This window comes from Nonomuraea sp. NPDC049758, assembly GCF_040674635.1.
Lineage (GTDB): Bacteria > Actinomycetota > Actinomycetes > Streptosporangiales > Streptosporangiaceae > Nonomuraea.
The window spans coordinates 77975-97608 of the sequence record NZ_JBFAMZ010000014.1 but is presented as its reverse complement, the minus strand read 5'-3'; the positions used below and the strand labels follow the sequence as shown (position 1 = coordinate 97608).

At 72.1% G+C, this 19634-nt stretch carries 18 protein-coding genes; 13 read left to right on the top strand and 5 right to left on the bottom strand.

Annotation, left to right across the window (positions count from 1 at the left end):
* Positions 1–216: 216 nt before the first annotated feature.
* The 3 genes from AB0J46_RS32355 to AB0J46_RS32345 all read left to right on the top strand — a co-directional run bounded on the left by AB0J46_RS32355 (position 217) and on the right by AB0J46_RS32345 (position 3842).
* Positions 217–924 carry a hypothetical protein gene (locus AB0J46_RS32355; RefSeq protein ID WP_364337967.1) on the top strand — a complete coding sequence of 236 codons (708 nt, stop codon included), beginning with the start codon at positions 217–219 and terminating at the stop codon, positions 922–924.
* A gap of 172 nt (positions 925–1096) precedes the next feature.
* Entirely contained in the window at positions 1097–2170 is a 1074-nt protein-coding gene (locus AB0J46_RS32350) for a sulfite oxidase (protein ID WP_364337966.1), read from the top strand.
* A gap of 190 nt (positions 2171–2360) precedes the next feature.
* Positions 2361–3842 (top strand): wax ester/triacylglycerol synthase family O-acyltransferase, encoded by a 1482-nt coding sequence (locus tag AB0J46_RS32345; RefSeq protein ID WP_364337965.1) that lies wholly within the window; start codon positions 2361–2363, stop codon positions 3840–3842.
* Here the strand turns inward: AB0J46_RS32345 and AB0J46_RS32340 are convergent.
* A complete protein-coding gene (locus AB0J46_RS32340; protein ID WP_364337964.1) occupies positions 3780–4325 on the bottom strand; it encodes a helix-turn-helix domain-containing protein in 546 nt (181 codons plus the stop codon). The genes AB0J46_RS32345 and AB0J46_RS32340 overlap by 63 nt on opposite strands.
* A 120-nt stretch (positions 4326–4445) precedes the next feature.
* On the opposite strand from AB0J46_RS32340, the gene AB0J46_RS32335 reads away from it, so the two are divergent.
* The 3 genes from AB0J46_RS32335 (at position 4446) to AB0J46_RS32325 (ending at position 7530) form a co-directional block, all read left to right on the top strand.
* Positions 4446–5018, top strand: a complete 573-nt coding sequence (locus AB0J46_RS32335; protein WP_364337963.1) for a TetR/AcrR family transcriptional regulator — start codon at positions 4446–4448, stop codon at positions 5016–5018.
* A complete protein-coding gene (locus tag AB0J46_RS32330) occupies positions 5018–6523 on the top strand; it encodes an MFS transporter (RefSeq protein ID WP_364337962.1) in 1506 nt (501 codons plus the stop codon). The genes AB0J46_RS32335 and AB0J46_RS32330 overlap by 1 nt, the downstream gene beginning before the upstream one ends.
* Positions 6524–6600: 77 nt before the next feature.
* A complete protein-coding gene (locus AB0J46_RS32325; RefSeq protein ID WP_364337961.1) occupies positions 6601–7530 on the top strand; it encodes an aldo/keto reductase in 930 nt (309 codons plus the stop codon).
* A gap of 40 nt (positions 7531–7570) precedes the next feature.
* Here AB0J46_RS32325 and AB0J46_RS32320 read toward each other — a convergent pair whose 3' ends face one another.
* Positions 7571–8590, bottom strand: a complete 1020-nt coding sequence (locus AB0J46_RS32320; protein WP_364337960.1) for a polyprenyl synthetase family protein — start codon at positions 8588–8590, stop codon at positions 7571–7573.
* Between the two features lie 122 nt (positions 8591–8712).
* Between AB0J46_RS32320 and AB0J46_RS32315 the strand changes: the two genes are divergently transcribed.
* The 7 genes from AB0J46_RS32315 to AB0J46_RS32285 all read left to right on the top strand — a co-directional run bounded on the left by AB0J46_RS32315 (position 8713) and on the right by AB0J46_RS32285 (position 16257).
* Positions 8713–10032, top strand: a complete 1320-nt coding sequence (locus AB0J46_RS32315) for a cytochrome P450 (protein WP_364337959.1) — start codon at positions 8713–8715, stop codon at positions 10030–10032.
* Positions 10032–10859 (top strand): terpene synthase family protein, encoded by an 828-nt coding sequence (locus AB0J46_RS32310; protein WP_364337957.1) that lies wholly within the window; start codon positions 10032–10034, stop codon positions 10857–10859. Before AB0J46_RS32315 ends, AB0J46_RS32310 begins: the two co-directional genes overlap by 1 nt.
* Complete coding sequence (locus tag AB0J46_RS32305; RefSeq protein WP_364337956.1) at positions 10856–12370, top strand: prenyltransferase/squalene oxidase repeat-containing protein; 1515 nt, start codon at positions 10856–10858, stop codon at positions 12368–12370. Before AB0J46_RS32310 ends, AB0J46_RS32305 begins: the two co-directional genes overlap by 4 nt.
* 187 nt (positions 12371–12557) lie before the next feature.
* On the top strand, positions 12558–14861 hold the full coding sequence (locus tag AB0J46_RS32300) for a nitrate- and nitrite sensing domain-containing protein (RefSeq protein WP_364337955.1): 2304 nt from the start codon (positions 12558–12560) through the stop codon (positions 14859–14861).
* Positions 14862–14895: 34 nt separating this feature from the next.
* Positions 14896–15315, top strand: coding sequence for a roadblock/LC7 domain-containing protein (locus tag AB0J46_RS32295; protein ID WP_358285281.1), 420 nt, complete (start codon positions 14896–14898; stop codon positions 15313–15315).
* A complete protein-coding gene (locus tag AB0J46_RS32290; protein WP_352356948.1) occupies positions 15312–15689 on the top strand; it encodes a DUF742 domain-containing protein in 378 nt (125 codons plus the stop codon). The genes AB0J46_RS32295 and AB0J46_RS32290 overlap by 4 nt, the downstream gene beginning before the upstream one ends.
* A complete protein-coding gene (locus tag AB0J46_RS32285) occupies positions 15670–16257 on the top strand; it encodes an ATP/GTP-binding protein (protein WP_364337954.1) in 588 nt (195 codons plus the stop codon). Before AB0J46_RS32290 ends, AB0J46_RS32285 begins: the two co-directional genes overlap by 20 nt.
* Positions 16258–16322: 65 nt before the next feature.
* On the opposite strand, the gene AB0J46_RS32280 is transcribed toward AB0J46_RS32285, so the two are convergent.
* The 3 genes from AB0J46_RS32280 to AB0J46_RS32270 all read right to left on the bottom strand — a co-directional run bounded on the left by AB0J46_RS32280 (position 16323) and on the right by AB0J46_RS32270 (position 19633).
* On the bottom strand, positions 16323–17942 hold the full coding sequence (locus AB0J46_RS32280) for a cation acetate symporter (RefSeq protein ID WP_364338120.1): 1620 nt from the start codon (positions 17940–17942) through the stop codon (positions 16323–16325).
* 17 nt (positions 17943–17959) lie between these two features.
* Positions 17960–18289, bottom strand: a complete 330-nt coding sequence (locus tag AB0J46_RS32275; RefSeq protein WP_364337953.1) for a DUF485 domain-containing protein — start codon at positions 18287–18289, stop codon at positions 17960–17962.
* A gap of 165 nt (positions 18290–18454) precedes the next feature.
* Positions 18455–19633: an aminotransferase class I/II-fold pyridoxal phosphate-dependent enzyme gene (locus AB0J46_RS32270; protein WP_364337952.1), complete on the bottom strand. Its 1179-nt coding sequence runs from the start codon at positions 19631–19633 to the stop codon at positions 18455–18457.
* Position 19634: the final 1 nt, after the last annotated feature.

Below are 19634 nucleotides of genomic sequence, written 5' to 3'. Positions count from 1 at the left end.
GCCTCTGCGCCCCGGCCCGCCGACTCCGCCGGGCCACCCGCCGCCCCGGCCACTCCCACCGGGCCGCGCCCCGATCCGGCCGCCACCACCGCCGCGCCCGCCGGACCGCCCGCCGGACCGCCGGCCGAGCCAGCCGTCGCCTCTGCCACTCGCGTCGCACCGGTCGCGGGCGCCAGTCCCGCCACGAGCGCCCGAACGGGGCGCCGGAGGCGGCGGGTGTGGAAGGTCGTCGTCGTCGCGCTGGCCGGGCTGGTGCTCGCCGGCGTCGGCGGGGTCGCCCTGGCGTACCCGTCGCTCGCCGCCACCACCTGCCCCGGCTGCTACGGCCTGACCGAGCTGAGCCCGGGGGTGCACGTCGAGGACGGCCTGAGCCCCGCCCAGCGTGAGCGCGTCGGCGAGGTGGCCGACCAGGCCGCCCGCCGGGTCACCGCCTTCTACGGCGGCCGCCGCAGCTCCCCCGGCCTCCTGGTCTGCCTGACCGAGGCGTGCTACCGGCGCATCGGCGGCGGCCAGGAGCGCGGCGTCGCGGTGCTCAACCGGTCGGTCATGCTCTCGCCGCGCGGCCTCGACCCGGTGATCGCCTCCCACGAGATGTCCCACGTCGAACTGCACGCCCGGCTCGCCTCCTCCGCCGAGGTGCCGCAGTGGTTCGACGAGGGGCTGGCGGTGGTGGTCTCGGGCGACCCGCGCTACCTGGCTCCGGAGTCCGCGCCGGACCGCTGCCTGGTGGCGCCGTCCGGGCCGCTGCCGGTGACGCTGGAGGAGTGGCTGCGCACGGCGAGCGCCGACCCCGCCACGTACGCCAGGTCGGCCTGCCAGGTGAGCCGCTGGCTGGGCGAGAACGGCGGCCGTGCCGGGCTGCTCGGCCTGGTGACCAGGCTCAACGCCGGCGAGCCCTTCTCCGCCCTCGTCCGGACGCGCTGACGAACCACCTCGAAAGGCACGGTTGCTGCACCCGTGCCGCTGGGTAGGTCTTCGTACGGCTGGAACGGTCCCAGGATCGGGACAGCATTCGGCAAGCACGCGCACGCGGAGACAGCGCGAGGAGATTAAATGGTTTCCAGGTAGGAAATACGTCTTGCGAGAGGTGGCTCCCATGAAGCAAGTCGCGGCGACGATCGTCAAACCGCTGCCCGACCACCTGTTCCGGGTCCACGACGGGAACGCGGAGATGCGGTGGGAGGCGATGTCCGGGGTCGGCTACCACACGCCGAACGACCGCTTCTTCGTCAGGAACCACACCTCCACCCCGCTGATCGACGCCGCCGGCTGGCAGCTCCACCTGCACGGCGCCGGGCTGCGCGGGCCGCGCGCCTTCACCTACGACGAGCTGCTGTCGATGCCCTCGCGCACCCACGACGTGGCCATCGAGTGCGCCGGCAACGGCCGCGCGTTCTACGGCACCCAGCAGGGCGACCCCGCGCCCGGCACGCAGTGGGGCCTCGGGGCCGTCGGCGTGGCGAGGTGGCGCGGCGTGCCGCTGCGCCACCTGCTCGCCGAGGCCGGCCTGCGTCCCGAGGCCGTGGACGTGCTGCCCACCGGCCTCGACGCGCCCTTCGAGGACCACGGCCACGTCCGCCGCCCGCTGCCCGTCGCCAAGGCGGTGCGCGACGTGCTCGTGGCGTACGAGATGAACGGCCGGCCGTTGCCGCCCGACCACGGCTTCCCGGTGCGGCTGGTCGTGCCGGGATGGGTGGGGATCGCCTCCATCAAGTGGCTGGGGGACATCGAGGTCTCGACCAGCAAGCTGTTCACGCCGTGGAACACCGTCTTCTACCGGGACGTCGCGGCGCAGCCCGTGAAGAGCGCCTTCGAGCTGCCCTGGGACGCCCGGCTGCCGATCCGCGGGCCGCACGCCTGGCGCGGCCGTCCGGGGCCGCACGTGCTGCGCGGCCGGTCGTGGTCGGGGCGCGGGCGGATCGTCGCGGTCGAGGTCAGCTTCGACGGCGGGCAGTCCTGGCACCCGGCCGAGCATCACGGTCCGCACCTGGTCGGGGCGTGGTTGCCGTGGCACGTCCAGTGGGCGCCGAAGCACACCGGGCCCGCCGTGCTGATGGCCAGGGCCACCGACGAGACCGGCGCCACCCAGCCGCTGCGCACGCCCAAGCACCCCTTCGGCTACTCCTTCGACGCGGTCGTGCGGCATCCGGTGCAGGTGGTCAACGGATAGATAAGTGTCACGAACACGGCTGAGCTGGCCGTTCATCACAAAGTGGTTCGGAGGTGTGCATTTCATCTGAAAGACTCTCGCGGAAACGTTACGGAAATGACACCGTGCGAGGCTTTCGCACAAGACGAAGCACCCGTCAAAGCACCCGTCGAATCAGGCGTCGAAGAACGCAACGAAGAAGGGAGAGCAGATGCGCCAGCTGACCCCGTTGGACGCCCAGTTCCTCCATGTCGAGTCCGAGACCACCGCGGCGCACGTCGCCGGGCTGGCGGTCCTCGACCCGGCCGGCGGCGCGGTGGACCGGGACGCGCTGGCCGAGCTGCTGCTGGACCGCGTCCACCTCTCCCCCGCGCTCAGCCTGCGCCTGGTCGAGGTGCCGTTCGGGCTCGACCGTCCCTACTGGTGCGCCGACCCGGACTTCGACCTGGCCAACCACCTGTTCGAGACGACGCTGCCGGCGCCCGGCGACGACGCCGCGCTGGCCGGGGCGGTGGCCGCGATCCACGAGCGCAGGCTCGACCGGTCGCGTCCGCTGTGGGAGATGCACCTGATCAAGGGCCTGGCGGGCGGCCGGGTCGCGGTCTACACGAAGGTGCACCACGCGGCCATCGACGGCGTGTCGGGGGCGGAGACCCTGGCGACCCTGCTCGACCTGACCCCGGAGGGCGTGCGCGAGCGCGGGCCACGCCCGGCGCCGCCGCGGCAGGACCCGCCGGGCCTGATGGAGATGCTGGCCGGCGCCGCCGTGCGCTCGCTCACCCATCCGGTGCGCGCCGCCCGCTCGGTGGTCAGGGCCGCGGGCGACCTCGACGCGATCCCGCTGGCCGGCGCGCTGCCCGGCGCGCAGGCGATCGCCAGGGCCGCCCGGCTGGTGACCGGCGACCAGAAGCAGCGCCCCGAGCTGCCGGGGCTGACCGCGCCGCGCACGCCGTTCAACGGGCCGATCAGCGCGCGGCGGGAGCTGTCGTTCGGGTCGGTGCCGCTGAAGGAGGTCAAGAAGGTCGCCAAGGCCAACGGCATCAGCGTCAACGACGTGGTGATGGCGCTGTGCGCCTCGGCGCTGCGGTCGTGGCTGGACGAACGGGACGCGCTGCCCGCCGAACCGCTGGTGGTGGCCGTGCCGGTGTCGGTGCGTACGGGCGGGGCCACGGACGTGGTCGGGAACCAGATCTCGGCCATGGTGGCGCCGATGCCGACGAACGTCCCCGACGCCGGGGAACGGTTGCGGGCGGTCGGCGAGACCATGAGCAGGGCCAAGCGGCGCTTCGCCGTCGCGCCGGCGAGCTGGCTCGGCGAGCTGTGCTCGCTGCTGCCCGCGCCGGTCACCAGCCTGGCCACCCCGGCGATCTTCCGGCTGGCCGGGACGGCGTTCCCGCCGATCAACCTGATCATCAGCAACGTGCCGGGCCCGCAGTTCCCGCTCTACATGTGCGGCGGCCGGGTGCTGGCCTACTACCCGCTGTCGGTGCTGACCGACCTGTCCGGCGGCGTGAACATCACCTGCTTCTCCTACGACGGCATGCTCGACTTCGGCATCGTGGCCTGCCCCGAGCGCGTGGACGACGTGTGGGGCCTGCTCGGCCACCTGCGCGACGCCCTCGACGAGCTGCTAGCCGAGGGCGTGGGCGATGAGTTCGGCGACGGCGTCGGGGTCGATCTGGTGACCGGTTAGCTGGCAGAGGTTCTCCTGGTAGAGCAGCACGGCGGCGAACGTCGCCGCGGCCACCTCCAGGCGGGCCGCGTCGCCGCGGGTGCCGGGCAGCGCCAGCTCCAGGGCGAACCGGGCCCTGCTGATCAGCTCGCCGTTGAGCCGGCCGAGCCGCTCCTTGACCGAGCCGTGCGTGTCGGCCTCGCGGAACAGGATGCGCCGCATCGCCGGCGAGGCCCGCAGCGGCAGCCCGCGCGCCAGCCGGGCCAGCGTGCCGGCCGGGTCGCCGGGCACGGCGTCGACCTCGCGGCCCTCCTCGACCAGGGTGCGCTCGTCGACGAGGGCGACGAGCACGTCGATCTTCCGCGGGAAGTAGTGGAAGATCAGCCCTTTGGGGACTCTCGCGAACCTGGCGATCATCGCGGTCGGAGTGGCCTCGTAGCCGCTGCCCGCGAACAGTTCCTCGGCCGCGTCCAGGATGCGCGTGCGCGCGTCACCGATCGACACAGCTCGTACCCTAACGCCACCTGCGGCTTCATCGCCATCCCGCCGGGGCGAGAGCCTGCTGCCCTCCGCCCGCCGTGTAGGCTTGAGACGTAAATGTCTCATATTTGACGGAGTTGTCTCATGGTGGTGAGCCGGGAGCAGATCATGACCGCGGCGATCCAGCACCTCAACGAACATCCGGCCGCCTCGATGGCCCAGCTCGCCGAGGCGGTGGGGATCAGCAGGGCCACGCTCCACCGGCAGTTCAGCAGCCGGGAGGAGCTGATGACGGCGCTCGGCCACCGCGCGCACGACCGGTGGCACGACCTCCAGGTGCGCGCGGACGTGCCGGCCGCCGCCGCCTCCGACGACCCCGGCGTGGTCCGCGAGGCCCTGGAGACCCTGCTGGAGGGGTGGATCGAGGTGGCCGACGAGTACGGATTCGGCCTCACCGACTACGCGATGGCCGTGCACCCGGAGCTGCTGCGCCGCGCCGAGGAGCTGGAGGAGCGCGAGATCGCGCTCTTCGCCGCCGCCCAGCGGGCCGGACTGCTGCGCGCCGACCTGCCGCCCCGCTGGATCAGCAACACCGTCTACGGCCTGCTCGTGGCCGTCCGGGAGAGCCTGCGCCGCGGCGACGTCGCCCGCCGGGACGTCGCCAGGCTGCTGCGGGAGACGTTCCTGGCCGGCGCGGGCGCCGGGGGGTGGTCGTGATGACGGTCACCGGCCTGTCGGCGCGCCGGCGGTGGGCGGGCCTGGCCGTGCTGTCGGCCAGCGTGCTGCTCGTGGTCATGGACATGACCGTGCTGAACGTCGCCCTGCCCGCGATCACCGAGGACCTGCGGCCGACCTCGGTCGAGCTGCTGTGGATGGTGGACGCGTACTCGCTGGTGCTGTCCGGGCTGCTGGTCACGGCGAGCGCGCTGGGCGACCGGTGGGGGCGCAAGCGCATGCTGCTGGCCGGGTTCACCGTGTTCGGGGTGGCCTCGACGGCGGTGCTGCTGGCCGACTCGGCCGCCGAGGTGATCGCCGTGCGGGCGCTGCTCGGCGTGGGCGGCGCGATGATCATGCCGTCCACGTTGTCGATGATCCGGAACCTGTTCACCGATCCGGGCGAGCGGGCCAGGGCGCTCGGCGTCTGGTCGGCGATGGCGGCGATGGGCGCGGCGCTCGGCCCCATCCTGGGCGGGTTCCTGCTGGAGCACTTCTCCTGGCAGTCGGCGTTCCTGGTGAACGTGCCCGTCATGGCGGCGGCCGTCGTCGCCGGGCTGCTCCTGCTGCCCGAGACGCGCAACCCCAGGCCGGGCCGGTGGGACGCGCTTGCGACCGTCCTGTCGATGGCGGGCATGGCCGCGCTGCTGTACGCGGTCAAGACGTTCGGCAAGGACGGCCTGACCTCGCCCGCCGCCCTGACCGCCACGGTGGTCGCGGCGGTCGCGCTGGGCTGGTTCGTGGTGCGGTGCGCGCGCCGGCCCGATCCGCTGCTGGAGATCAGGCTGTTCCGCAGCGCGCCGTTCTCGGCGGGCGTGGTGACGGCGCTGACCACGTCGATCGCGATGGCCGCCGTGCTGCTGCTGCTCGCGCAGTGGATGCAGCTCGTCCAGGGGTACGCGCCGCTGGAGACGGGCGTGCGGCTGCTGCCGGCCGCGCTGGCCGCCCTGATCGCCTCGCCGCTCGCGCCGGTCCTGGCCGAACGCGTCGGCGCCCGGGTGGTGCTGACGGGCGGGCTCGCGGTGACGGGGCTGGGGTTCCTGCTGGTGTGCCTGGCGCCGGAGCCGCTGGGCTACTGGCCGGTCGCCGTCGCGCTGGCGCTGATCGGCGCGGGCAACGGCGCGCTGGCCATCGCCTCGGCGGTGATCATGGCCGGTTCGCCGCCGGAGAAGTCGGGCAGCGCGGCGGCCATCGAGGAGACCAGCTACGAGGTGGGCGCGGCGCTCGGCGTGGCGGTGCTTGGCAGCGTGGCCGCCGCGGTCTACCGCAACGCGCTGGACTACGCCGGCCCCGGCGCGGGCGCGGCGCGCGAGTCGCTGGGCGGCGCGCTCGACGTGGCCGCCGAGCTCGGGGCGCAGGGGGCGCGGCTGGTGGAGACGGCCAGGGCGGCCTTCACCGACTCGCTGGCGCTGACCTCGGGGGCGGGGGCGGCGCTGATGCTGGCCGGCGCGCTGGTGGTCTGGCTGCTCACCCCGCGCGCCCTCGACCTGGCCTCCGTGGAGCACTGACCGCACGTCTCCCACCAGCACGGACGTGACCGGGGCGCCGTCCGTGCCTGTTCGCGGGGGGCACGGATAATGGCCGTATGAGATCAATAGGCACGACGGACCTGTCCGTTTTCCCGATATCGCTCGGCACCAACGTCTTCGGCTGGACCGCGGACAAGGAGACCTCGTTCGCGATCCTCGACGCCTACGTCGAGGGCGGCGGCAACTTCATCGACACGGCCGACGTCTATCCCCACTGGGTGACCGGCGAGTCCACGTCCGAGCTGATCATCGGCGAGTGGATGGCCGACCGCGGCAACCGGGACTCGGTGGTCGTGTCCACCAAGGTCGGCATGCTGGAGGGGCTCGAAGGGCTGGCCCCGGCCACCATCCGGACGGCCGTCGAGGACTCGCTGCGCCGCCTGCGCACCGACTACATCGACCTGTACTGGGCGCACGTGGACGACCGCGACACGCCCCTGGTGGAGTCGCTGGCCGCCTTCGACGCCCTGGTCAAGGAGGGCAAGGTGCGCCAGATCGGCGCGTCCAACTACGGGCCGGCCCGGCTGGCCGAGGCCCTGCGGATCTCCCGGGACGAGGGGCTGGCCGCGTACGTCGCGCTCCAGCAGCCGTACAACCTCGTCGACCGGGGGTACGAGGGCGAGCTGCGGGACGTGGTGGCCTCGGCCGGCCTGTCGAGCACGCCGTACTTCGGCCTGGCCCGCGGGTTCCTGACCGGCAAGTACCAGCCGGGCGTCACGGTCGACAGCCCGCGGGCCGGGAAGGCGGCCGAGTACCTGGACACCGAGCACGGGCGCAGGACGCTCGAAGGGCTGCTGAAGGTGGCGGCCGAGCGCGGCGCCGAGCCCGCCTCCGTGGCGCTGGCCTGGCTGGCCGCCCAGCCCACGGTCACCGCGCCGATCGCCAGCGCGCGCGACCCCCGCCAGCTCAAGCCGCTGCTGGCGGCGGCGGAGCTGGAGCTGAGCGAGGAGGAGCTGGCCCTCCTCGACGAGGCCTCCCGCCCCTGACGCCACGAACCAGGGTGGCAGGCGGCCCCGGGCCGGCAGGTCAGTGCATGCGGCCGGCCAGGGAGAGGCAGAGCTCCTTGAGCTCGGCGGCGGCCGGCAGGCATTCGTCCAGCACGTCCAGCGCCGCGGTCAGGTGCCGGGCGGCCAGCCGGTCGGCGGCGTCCCGGCCGCCCGCCTCCTCGATCAGGCAGGCGGTCAGGGTCAGGGCCGCGTCGTCGGTCTCGCCGTCGAGCGCGTCGGCCAGGCGGCCGGCGGCGGGCTCCCCCGAGGCCAGCGCGGCCAGGATCGGGACGGTCTTCTTGCGCGATCGCAGGTCACTGTGCACTGGCTTGCCGGTGACCTGCGGATCCCCCCAGATCCCCAGCACGTCGTCGGTGATCTGGAAGGCCACGCCGAGCTCCACCCCCATGGCCCACATGCGCTCGGACAGCTCGGGCCGGCCCCCCAGCGCGACCCCTGTCGCGGCGGCCGCCCCCAGCAGCGCGCCGGTCTTGCCCGCCGCCATCTCGGTGTACTCGGCCATGCTCACCTCGCCGGGCCCGCGCCAAGGACGGCTCTCGAACGCCATGTCGGCCGTCTGGCCCTGGACCAGCTCCACGAGGGCTCGCGACAGGTAGCCCATCGCCTCCGGACGGTCGGCGAGCCGGGCCACGGCCAGGGCCAGCAGCGCGTCCCCTGCCAGGAGGGCCGGCCCCACCCCGTACGCCTTCCACAGGGCGTCCCGGTGCCTGCGTCTGTCGTCCTGGTCGATGATGTCGTCGTGCACGAGGGAGAAGGCGTGCACCAGCTCGACCGCGACGGCACCCGGCAGCGCGGACTCGGCGGTGCCGCCGGCGGCCTCGGCGCTGAGGAGGGCGATGGCCGGTCGCACGCTCTTGCCGCCCGCACCCTCGTACGGGCGCCCCGCGGCGTCCGACCAGCCCAGGGTGTAGGAGACCATGTCGGCTCCCCGCGGGTGGAGGCGGGAGACGGCGGCGCGCATGGCGGGCTCCACCAGGCGGCGGCAGCGCGCGATCACGTCGGTGTCCGGCAGGGGCGGTCCGGTGCGGCTGAGGTTCACAAGATGTTCCTGTCAGACTTCGATCTTGAATGTCTATGTACGGCCATGTGATACTCCAGCCTGAGTTTAACTTTCGTCATTAAATGTCCGTTATGTAAGACGGGCGCAGAGGAGACACGCCCGTGGCGGACAATGCCACTGCCCCCAGGACTGTCCCTTTCCTCGGCAGGCTCGGCAGACACCACCGCGTCCCGGTGCACGCGCTGGAAGAGGCCGGCGCCGAGGCCGGCGGCCGGGTCATACGGCTCGACATGGGCCCCTTCCGTCCCTACCTCGTTACCCACCCCGACCACGTCGAGCACGTGCTCACGGTCCGCCAGCCCAACTACGTGCGCGCGGGCATGTTCTGGGACCCGCTCGCGCCCCTGCTCGGCGAGAGCATCCTGTCCGACGGCGAGAACTGGGCCGACAGCCGCCGGATCCTCCAGCCGCTGTTCACCGCCCGGCACGTCAACGCCATGGCGGAGAACATGGCCCGGATCATGGACGAGCTGATCGAGACGACCGTCGTCCCCGGACGGCCGTTCGACGTGACCGAAGGCATGGGGGCCCTGGTGCACCCGGTGATCGTGCGGCTGTTCTTCGGGGCGAAGATCTCCATGGCGGACATCGACCGGCTGGCGCCGGCCTATGACGTCGCCGTCACCGCCAAGGCGCTGCGCCTGGTGCTGCCGTTCGTGCCGCACCAGGTGCCGCTGCCGGGCGACCGGGCGTTCAGGCGAGCGATCAGGACCATCGACGAGGTCGTCTACCCCTGCATCGCGCGGGCCCGCCACGAGGAGGGCGACGACGTGATCTCGCGCCTGGTCAGAGCGAGGGCGGACGACGGCGGCGACCGGCGCATCAGGGACGACCTCGTCGCCATGCACGGCGCCTCCACCGAGACCACGTCCACCGCGATGTCCTGGGTCTGGCCGACGCTCCAGGCGCATCCGGAGATCGCCGCGAAGGTGTACGAAGAGGTGGACCGCGTGGTGGGCGACGAGCCGGTCGGCATCGCCCACCTGCCGCACCTGCGGTACCTGAAGATGTTCGTCAGCGAGCTGCTGCGGGTCTACCCCCCCGGCTGGCTCCTGCCCCGCAGGACCGTCGAGGCCGACGTGGTCGGCGGGGTCGGCGTCGAGGCCGGCTCCACTGTGATCCTCAGCCCCTACCTGACGCACCGGCTGCCGGAGTTCTGGGACCGCCCCGCCACGTTCGACCCCGGACGCTTCGCCCCCGGCGGGGACGCGCGGCGGCACCGCTACGCCTACTGGCCCTTCGCCGCCGGGCCGCACGTGTGCCTGGGACAGCACCTGTTCGCGTTGAAGGCGCCGCTGCTCATCGCCGGCATCCTGCGCAGGTACCGCCCCCACGTGCACCTCGACCGGCCGATCGTGCCGCGCCTGGCCTCCACGCTGCGCCCGCCGCACGGATTGACCATGACACTGGAGAAGCGATAGTGAACCCCTTCGACATCGGCCGCACCTGTGCGCTGGCCGTGGCCGGCGGGCGGGAACTGGCCGCGCACGCCGCGCGCTTCGGTGACCTGTTCCCCGCCGGCGCCTTCGACGCCGGGCTGCACCTGTCCCTGGGCCTCGCCGGCGCCTTCGGCTCGCCCTCGGCGACCGCCACCGAGCTGCGGGCCGTCAACCGGGCCTCGCTGCTGGTGTTCGCGGTGGACCGGCTGATCGACCACGAGGCCGGCACGCGCGAGGAGGTCGCGGCGCTGATCGGCGACTGCCTGTCGGAGTCCCCCGCCGGGCCGGCCGGCGCGTTCGCCGCCGACCTGCGGGCGGAGCTGGACACCACGCCGGAGCTCGCGTCGGCCTGGCGTGACCGGCTCGCGCGCATGCTCGCGGCCATGGCCCGCGAATGGGGGTGGAGCCGCGCGGACGAGCCGCCCGCCGTCGAGGAGTACCTGGCCAACGCCGACAGCTGCGGCGCCTCCTTCGTGGCCGTCTCGCACTGGATCGCCACCGGCCAGGTGGGCGCGCCGGGTGACCTGGAGGTCCTGCGCCCGGCGGGCGAGGCGGTGCAGCGCTACCTGCGGCTGCTCAACGACCTGGCCACGCACCACCGGGAACGGGCGTACGGCGACCTCAACGCGTTCGCCCTCGGCCTGACCCACGACGAGGTGACCGAGCGGATGGCCGTGCTGGCCCGCGAGGCGCGCGCGCTGATCGAACCGCTGCGCGGCGACCATCCGCGCCCGGCCGGCTACCTGGCATGGCAGATCGACTACAGCGCGGGCTTCTACGGCCTGTCCGACTTCTGGGCGACGACGTGAACCTCTCCGAACAGGCCTGTCTCCTGGTCAACGAGCTGATGGCCAAGCCGTGGGGCCAGGTGTCGCCGTCGGTCTACGAGACCGGCCGCCTGGTCACGCTCGCCCCCGGCCTGGCCGGGCACCGGGAGCGGGTGGCATACCTGCTGGCCGAGCAGCACGGCGACGGCGCCTGGGGCGCGCCGGACGGCTACGGGCTGGTGCCCACGCTGAGCGCCACGGAGGCCCTGCTCACGGCGATCGCACGCGGCGACGGCGACGACGGCGTCCTGCTCCCGGCCGCCGAGGCCGGGCTGGAGGCGTTGCGTCCCATGCTGGCCGCGGCGTCGGAGCCGCCGGACACGCCGGCCATCGACCTGATCGTCCCCGCCCTCGTCGAGCTGGTGAACCGCCACCGTCCGGAGGGCTCCCCGCTGCCGCTGCCCCTCACCATGGACACCACCCGGCTCACCAAGGTCAGGCGGCTGCTGGCGTCCGGCGCCGAGCCGCCGCAGAAGGTCCAGCACGTGCTGGAGGTCGTCGGGGCGACGGGGGCGATACGGCCGGCGCCGATCGGCACCGTCGGCGCCTCGCCCGCGGCCACCGCCGCCTGGCTGTCGGCCCGGCCCGATGCCGAGGCCGCGGGCCCGGCCCGCCACCACCTGCGGGCCGTCGCCGGACGGTACGGCGGCCCGGTGCCGGTGGGGCTGCCGATCACCGTCTTCGAGCGGGCCTGGGTGCTGAGCTGGCTGCTCAGGGCGGGCGTCCCCGTGGACGTGCCGCCGGAGATGACGGCCGACCTGTGGGCCACGATCGGGCCCGCGGGCACCCCCGCCGGGGCCGGTCTGCCCGCCGACGCCGACACCACCAGCGTGGCGCTCTACGCCCTGGCCCTGCTCGGGGTCCCGTACGAGCCCGCGTCGCTGGCGGCGTTCGACACCGGCGCGCACTTCTGCACCTGGCAGGGGGAGGACGGCACGTCCGTCAGCGTCAACGCTCACGTGCTGGACGCGCTGGGCCAGTACGCGCGGGTCAGGCCGGCGGCCGGGGAGGCGTACCGGCCACGGATCGAGCGGGTGGCGAGGTGGCTGGCCGAGCGGCAGCGGCCCGACGGGAGCTGGAGCGACAGGTGGCACGCCTCCCCGTACTACGCCACGTTGAGCTGCATGCTGGCGCTCGGCGAGTTCGGCGGCGCCCGATACGCCGGGGCCGTGTGCAAGGGCCGGGAGTGGATTCTGTCCACGCAGCGGGCCGACGGATCCTGGGGCCGGTGGGCGGGCAGGCCGGAGGAGACGGCTTACGGGATGCAGGCCCTCCTGCTGGCCGGCCCCGAGCCGGACGAACGGTGCCGAGGGGCGGCGCGGCGCGGTTATGAGTACCTGAATCGGACAGCCAATTCAACCGACTATCCACCGTTGTGGCATGACAAGGAGCTTTACTCGCCGACAGCCATCGTGCGGGCAGCGATCATCGCCGCTCAGCATGTCACGATATGTAGCACCGAAGGAAATTCCAGGTACGAAAATAGGACATAATACCCTTTACGGTGCTCTAGCGTGTTGAGGCAGTATTCTCGCGTTGCTAAGGTGATCCGAGTGCCGGATTACTGGAGTGTCCCATTCTCCGCCTTGACATGGCCTGCTGACCCCGCGGTCTTTTCTTCCGGAGGGCTTCATGCGCTTCCGTAATGCCAGTGTCCGGGCCAAAGTCACGGCGCTTATCGTGTCGCTCACGCTGTTGTGGGTGTTCGCGGCCTGGGTCACGGTGCGGGAAGGCGTCAACCTGCTCGGGGCCGCGACGGTCGACAGCAGGATCGTCGAGCCGAGCGAGCCGCTGCTGGTGGAGCTCCAGCGCGAGCGCCGGCTGACCGTCGCCCATCTCGGCACCGGATCCCGCGTCGTGGACAAGGGCATGCGCGACCAGCGAGCCAGGACCGACTCCCTGCGCGCCGAGTTCACCTCCATGGCCCAGGGCGACGTCGTCGACCTCGCCGCCGAGGACTCGCTCGTCGAGCGCATCGCCGCGGTCAACGCCGAGCTGGACAAGCTCGTGGCCGCGCGCAAGGCGATCGACGCCGGCGAGACGGAACCGTCCCAGGCGACGCAGCAGTACAACGACACGATCGACGCGATGTACCGCATGTACGACTCCGTGGCCGCCTTCGACGACAAGGACATCGCCGCGGACGGCCGCGCGCTGTCGGACCTGCACCGCTCCCGGGAGTACCTGGCCCGCGAGGACTCGCTGCTGTCCGGGGTGTTCGCCAGGCGCGGGTTCACCGCCGACGACCACGCCGAGTTCCTCAGGATGTCGGCCGTCTTCCACTACACGCTCACCGACGCGCTGAACCGGCTGCCCGACGAGGACCGGGCCACCTTCGACGCCTGGCTGAAGACCGAGCCCGTCGTCCGGCTGCAGACCATGGAGGCGCAGCTCGTCCGGTACGAACCGGGGACGGGCCCGCTTCCGGTGAGCGGCGAGAGCTGGCGCGTGGCGGCCGACGCGACGCTCTCCGGCATGCACGCGCAGGTGGTCGCGGGCGGTGACCGCCTGTTCGACCGGATCGTCCCCGTCGCCATCGGCGTCGTCATCCGGCTCCTCCTGGCCGGCGGCCTCGGCCTGATCGCCGTCGTCGCCTCGATCATCCTGTCCATCACCACCACCAGGCAGCTGCTCGCCCAGCTCCAGAAGCTGCGCGACGCCGCCCACGAGCTGTCCGACGAGCGCCTGCCCGGCATCGTCGAGCGCATCGGCCACGGCGAGGAGGTGGACGTCGCCAAGGAGGCGCCCGCGCTGGAGTTCGGCGACGACGAGATCGGCCAGGTGGGCCAGGCGTTCAACACCATGCAGCACACCGCCGTCAGCGTCGCGGCCGAGCAGGCCGAGCTGCGCCGCAGCATCCGCGACATCCTGCTCAGCCTCGCCCGCCGCACCCAGGGCCTGGTGCACCGGCAGCTGACCGTCCTCGACGTGATGGAGCGCCGGGAGACCGACCCCGAGGAGCTGAAGGAGCTCTTCCGCCTGGACCACCTGGCCATCCGGATGCGGCGCAACGCCGAGAACTTGATCGTCCTGTCCGGTTCGTCGCCCGCGCGTACGTGGCGGCGGGCCGTCCCCATGGTGGACGTGGTGCGCGGCGCGCTGGCCGAGGTCGAGGACTACACCCGCGTCACGCTCATGCCGATGGGCGAGGTCGTGCTCGTCGGCCGGGCCGTCGGTGACGTCATCCACCTGCTGGCCGAGCTGATCGAGAACGCCGTGTCGTTCTCGCCGCCGTACACGAACGTGCAGGTCAGCGGCCAGCTCGTGGCCAACGGGTACGTCATCGAGATCGAGGACCGCGGGCTCGGCATGAAGCCCGAGGACCTCGACGCGGCCAACGAGCGCATCGCCGACCCGCCGGAGTTCCGCATCTCCGGCACCGCCCGGCTGGGGCTCTACGTGGTCAGCCAGCTCGCCCGGCGGCACGACATCCAGGTCGTGCTGAAGCCCTCCCCGTACGGGGGGACCACGGTCGTGGTGCTGCTGCCGCAGGAGCTCGTCGAGCTCGACCCGGCGCCGCGGCACCCCGAGGGCGACACCCGGCCGAGCCTGCCGCGCCGGACGAGCACCGGGACCACGCTGGCGACGGTCGCGCGGCCCGCCGAGAACGTCCGCACCCTGACCCCGCCGCGTCCCGCCCCCATGTCCGCACCCGCCCCCGCCCCCGCCCCGCTCCACGCGGTGGCCACCCCCTTCCCAGCACCAGCACCCTCGCCTTCACCTGAACCAGAACCGCCCGCGGAACCGGAGCAGCAGCCTGTGGCCGAGTTCACGCCGTCCGGCCTGCCGTTCCGAGTCCCTCAGGCCAACCTGGCGCCAGCGCTGCGGGACGACACGCCGACGCAGCCCGACTTCGAGGAGGACGATGACGAGCGCTCGCCCGAGGAGATCCGCGCCATGATGGGATCCCTGCAGTCAGGCACCCGTCTTGGCCGCGACGAGGCGGCCAGGCTGATGGAAGAGCAGCCGGGAGGCGAGGCATGACCGCCGCGGCCCGGCTCCCGACGGGAGGCCCGACATGACGCCCACCGCGGGCACCGACCTCAACTGGCTGCTCGACGACCTGATCGGCCGGATCAAGGAGGCCGAGCACGCCATCGTGCTGTCCTCCGACGGCCTGCTCATGGCCTCGTCCGCCGGCCTGCAGCGCACCGACGGGGAGCACCTGTCGGCCGTCGCCTCCGGCCTGCAGAGCCTGGCCAAGGGCGTCGCGGACCACATCGCCGGCGGCGCGGTGCGGCAGACGGTCGTGGAGTGGAAGTCGCAGTTCCTGATCGTGACGACCGCCGGCGAACGCGCCTGCCTGGCCGTGCTGTGCGCCCAGAACGCCGACATCGGGCTGGTGGCGTACGAGATGGCGATGCTGGTGGCGCGGGTCGGCCAGTACCTCACCTCCGGCGCGCGCAACGCCGAGGCCGTCGCCAGGAGCGACCGGTGAGCACCACGGAGGAGTCCACGGACGAACACTGGATCGATCCGGAGATCATCCGGCCCTACGTCGTCACCCGCGGGCGGACCCAGCCCGCGCACGGCAAGTTCGACCTCATCTCCATGGCGCTGGCGGTGGGTCCGCCGCCGGGCCCGGACGCCGGGCTGGACCCCGAACACCTGCGCATTCTCCAGCTCTGCCGTGAACCCAAGTCCGTCGCCGAGATAGCCGCGCACCTCAACCTGCCGGCCGGCACGATCCGCGTGCTGCTCGGCGACCTGTTCGACCGCGAACTCGTCTCTGCCCAGGAACCACAATCCGAGGTGGACATGCATGACATGAAGATGTACAGGGCGGTGCTCGATGGTCTTCGCTCGCTCTGAGCGCCCGCGCCTCCCGACGGCGATCAAGATCCTGATCGCCGGAGGGTTCGGGGCGGGCAAGACGACGATGGTCGGAGCCGTGTCCGAGACCCGGCCGTTGCGCACCGAGGAGGTGCTGACCGACCGCAGCGTGGGCGTCGACGACCTGACCTCCGTGGAGGCCAAGCGCACCACCACGGTGGCCATGGACTTCGGGCGCATCACCCTGGGCGCCGACTACGTCCTGTACCTGTTCGGCACCCCCGGGCAGGAACGTTTCTGGTTCGTGTGGGACGAGCTGGCCGAGGGCTCCCTGGGAGCCGTCATCCTGGCCGACACCCGCCGCCTGGCCGACTGCTTCCCCTCGGTCGACTACTTCGAGCGGCGCGGGACGCCGTTCGTGGTGGCGGTGAACTGCTTCGAGGGTTCGCCGACGTTCGAGCTGGACGAGGTGCGGCTGGCGCTGCAGCTCAACCCGTCGATCCCGATCGTGATGTGCGACGCGCGCAAGCGGGACTCCAGCCGCGAGGTGCTGATCACGCTGGTCAAGCACTCGGCCCGGCTGCGCGCGGAGCCGGTCGGAAGCTGACCGAGCCGGCGGGCCCGTCCGTCCCTCGCGGGCGGGCGGGTCCGCCGGGCTCGTTCAGGGCGAGGTCAGTGCTCGGTGGCCTTCTCGGCGCCCACGCCGGTCAGCGAGCGCACCTCGATCTCGGCGTACTTGGCGGCGTTGTACTCCTTGCTGAGGATCGTGCCCAGCCAGCCGAACAGGAAGCCGAGCGGGATGGAGACGATGCCCGGGTTGCTCAGCGGGAACCAGTGGAAGTCCACGCCGTGGATCAGCGCGGTCACCGCGGCGCCCGCGGGCGGCGGCGGGGCCGAGACCACCGGCGAGAAGATCACCAGGATCAGCGCCGAGCCGAGCCCGCCGTAGATGGCCGCGACCGCGCCCGCCGTGTTGAACCTCTTCCAGAACAGGCTGTAGAGGATCGCCGGCAGGTTGCCCGAGGCCGCGATGGCGAAGGCCAGGGCGACCAGGAACGCCACGTTCTGGCCCTGGGCGAGGATGCCGAGGCCGATCGCGATGGCGCCGATGACCAGCGCCGATACGCGGGCCACCACGACCTCCTGCCGCTCGCTGGCGCCGCCGCGCTTGAAGACGTGCGCGTACAGGTCGTGGGCGAAGCTGGAGGAGGAGGCCAGGGTCAGGCCCGCGACGACGGCCAGGATCGTGGCGAAGGCCACGGCGCCGATGAGCGCGAGCAGGATCGTGCCGCCGACGTCGCCGAAGATCTGCGCGCCGATCCGCTCGGCCAGCAGCGGGGCGGCGGTGTTGGCCGCCTTGTCGGCCTTGAGGATGTCGGTCTTGCCGACGATGGCCGCCGCGCCGAAGCCGAGCACCAGGGTCAGCAGGTAGAACACGCCGATGATGCCGATGCCCCACAGGACCGACTTGCGGGCGTCCTTGGCGGTGGGGACGGTGTAGAAGCGGATGAGGATGTGCGGCAGGCCCGCCGTGCCGAGCACCAGCGCGAGGCCGAGGCTGATCAGGTCGATCTTGCCCGCGAGCCCCTGGGCGTCGGTGCCGTACTTCAGGCCGGGGATGAGGAAGTTGCCGGGGTTGGCCTTCGGGCCGCTGGTGGCGGCGGCCTGGCCGAGCAGGGACGACAGGTTGAAGCCGAACTTGCCCAGCACCAGCAGCGTCACCAGCGCGGCGCCGGTCATCAGCAGCACGGCCTTGACGATCTGGACCCAGGTGGTGCCCTTCATGCCGCCGAACACCACGTAGACGATCATCAGCGCGCCGACGCCGATGATCGTCCAGATCTTGCCGGCCTCGCTGGTGATGCCGAGCAGCAGGCCGACCAGCGCGCCCGCGCCGACCATCTGGGCCAGCAGGTAGAAGATGCTGACCACGATCGTGGACACGCCCGCCGCCGTGCGCACCGGGCGCGGGCTCATCCGGAACGCCAGCACGTCGGCCATGGTGAACTTGCCGGAGTTGCGCATCAGCTCGGCCACCAGCAGCAACGCCACCAGCCAGGCGACCAGGAACCCGATGGAGTACAGGAACCCGTCGTAGCCGGAGACGGCGATGATGCCGGCGATGCCGAGGAAGGAGGCGGCCGACATGTAGTCGCCGCCGATCGCCAGGCCGTTCTGGACGCCGCTGAAGGACCGGCCGCCCGCGTAGTAGTCGGCGGCGGTCTTGGTCTGGCGGCTGGCCCAGAACGTGATGGCCAGGGTGCCGGCGACGAAGGTGAGGAAGAGGATCATCCCCAGCGTCGTGGAACTCACTGCGTCTTCTCCTCGACCTCGTGACGGAGCTTGTCGGCGATCGGGTCGAGCTTCCTCTCGGCGTGCCGCGCGTACGCCCACGCGATGAGGAACGTCGAGACGAACTGCAGCAACCCGAAGATCAGCCCGACGTTGATCTCGCCGAACAACTTGATGCCCATGAAGCCGCGGGCCCAGCCGGACAGCACCACGTACAGCAGGTACCACACCAGGAAGGCCACCGTCATGGGGAAGGTCCAGCGGCGGAAACGCCGCTTCAACTCCTGGAACTCACTGCTCTCCTGCACCTGTTCATAGACGGACGCGTCATGTTCTCTGGTCGTCACGAGACCTCCACTGTGATGCGGATCACGCTCAACGTAAGAGCGCAACCTACCCGTCGTGGAGAGCCGTGGGGGTGCTGTTCGGCGAGCCGCTCGCGTACCGCGATTAGTTGGGGATGGCCTGCGGTGAAAGGTCTGTTCGGCGCGATGAGCGGTCGGGAATTCCGTTCACCCCGATATCGGACGCGGCGGGCCGGGCAGGGCGCTCAGCGCCTGATCCAGGTCCTCGACGAGGGTCGCGGCGGGCTCCAGGCCGACCGACAGGCGGGCCAGGCCGACGGGGATGCCCATGGTGGCCCGTACGCTCTCCTCGACGGTCAGGGCGGGGGCGTTGACCAGGCTCTCGAAGCCTCCCCAGGACACCCCAATCCTGAAATGTCGCAATTTATCGAGGAAAAGTGCGGCCTGTTGGCGATCGTCCGTGGCGAGTTCGATGCTGAACAGGCTGGAGAAGCCGGACATCTGCCGCAACGCGGTCGCATGGCCCGGATGCGAGGGCAACCCCGGATGGTTCACCGCCCGTACGGCGGGATGCCCCTCCAGGAACGCCGCCACGGCCAGCCCCCGCTCCTGGTGGGCGGCCATGCGCACGGGCAGCGTGCGCAACCCCTTGATCACCTTGGCCGCGTCGTGCGGCGACATGGCCGCACCGTAGAGCTGGTACTCCGTCAGCGCCAGCGGCCGGATCAGCCGGGCCGGCCCGACCACCACGCCGCCGACCAGGTCGCTGTGCCCGCCGACGTACTTGGAGAGCGAGTGCACGACCAGGTCCACGCCCAGCGTCAGCGGTTTCTGGAACAGCGGCGTGGACCAGGTGTTGTCCATGACCGTGACGAGCCCGCGCCCGCGCGCCCAGGCCGCCACCTCGGCGATGTCCACGATCGCGTACGCCATGTAGGAGGGCGACTCGAAGTAGAGTAGGCGGGTACTCGCCCTGATAGCGCTGTCACATCCCGCGAGGTCGTCGACGTGCGTATGCGTGACGCCGTACTTCTCCAGGTAGCGCAGGAACTGCGTGGTCGGCCCGTACACCGCGCCGAGCACCAGCACGTGGTCGCCGGCGGAGACGAGCGAGGAGATCGTCGCCGAGATGGCGCCCATCCCCGAGCCGAAGCACTTGGCCCGCTCGCCGCGCTCCAGCGCGGCCAGCTTGCGCTGCGCCACGTCGACGGTCGGGTTGGTGCCGCGGCCGTAGACGTACCGCTCGTCCTCGTCCCGGATCGCGGCTCCCAGCTCGGCCGCCGTGCCGAAGGTGAACAACGAGTTCTCGAACACCGGCGGGTTCACCGCGCCCAGCGTCCACGGCTCGTCCTCGCCCATCCGGCCGCAGATCCATTCATCCTCCATG

Coding starts and splice junctions, on each gene's coding strand:
- AB0J46_RS32350 (WP_364337966.1), top strand. CDS start 1,097: ATGAAGCAAGTCGCGGCGACGATCGTCAAACCGCTGCCCGACCACCTG.
- AB0J46_RS32345 (WP_364337965.1), top strand. CDS start 2,361: ATGCGCCAGCTGACCCCGTTGGACGCCCAGTTCCTCCATGTCGAGTCC.
- AB0J46_RS32335 (WP_364337963.1), top strand. CDS start 4,446: ATGGTGGTGAGCCGGGAGCAGATCATGACCGCGGCGATCCAGCACCTC.
- AB0J46_RS32330 (WP_364337962.1), top strand. CDS start 5,018: ATGACGGTCACCGGCCTGTCGGCGCGCCGGCGGTGGGCGGGCCTGGCC.
- AB0J46_RS32325 (WP_364337961.1), top strand. CDS start 6,601: ATGAGATCAATAGGCACGACGGACCTGTCCGTTTTCCCGATATCGCTC.
- AB0J46_RS32295 (WP_358285281.1), top strand. CDS start 14,896: ATGACGCCCACCGCGGGCACCGACCTCAACTGGCTGCTCGACGACCTG.
- AB0J46_RS32285 (WP_364337954.1), top strand. CDS start 15,670: ATGGTCTTCGCTCGCTCTGAGCGCCCGCGCCTCCCGACGGCGATCAAG.
- AB0J46_RS32280 (WP_364338120.1), bottom strand. CDS start 17,942: ATGATCCTCTTCCTCACCTTCGTCGCCGGCACCCTGGCCATCACGTTC.
- AB0J46_RS32270 (WP_364337952.1), bottom strand. CDS start 19,633: ATGGAGGATGAATGGATCTGCGGCCGGATGGGCGAGGACGAGCCGTGG.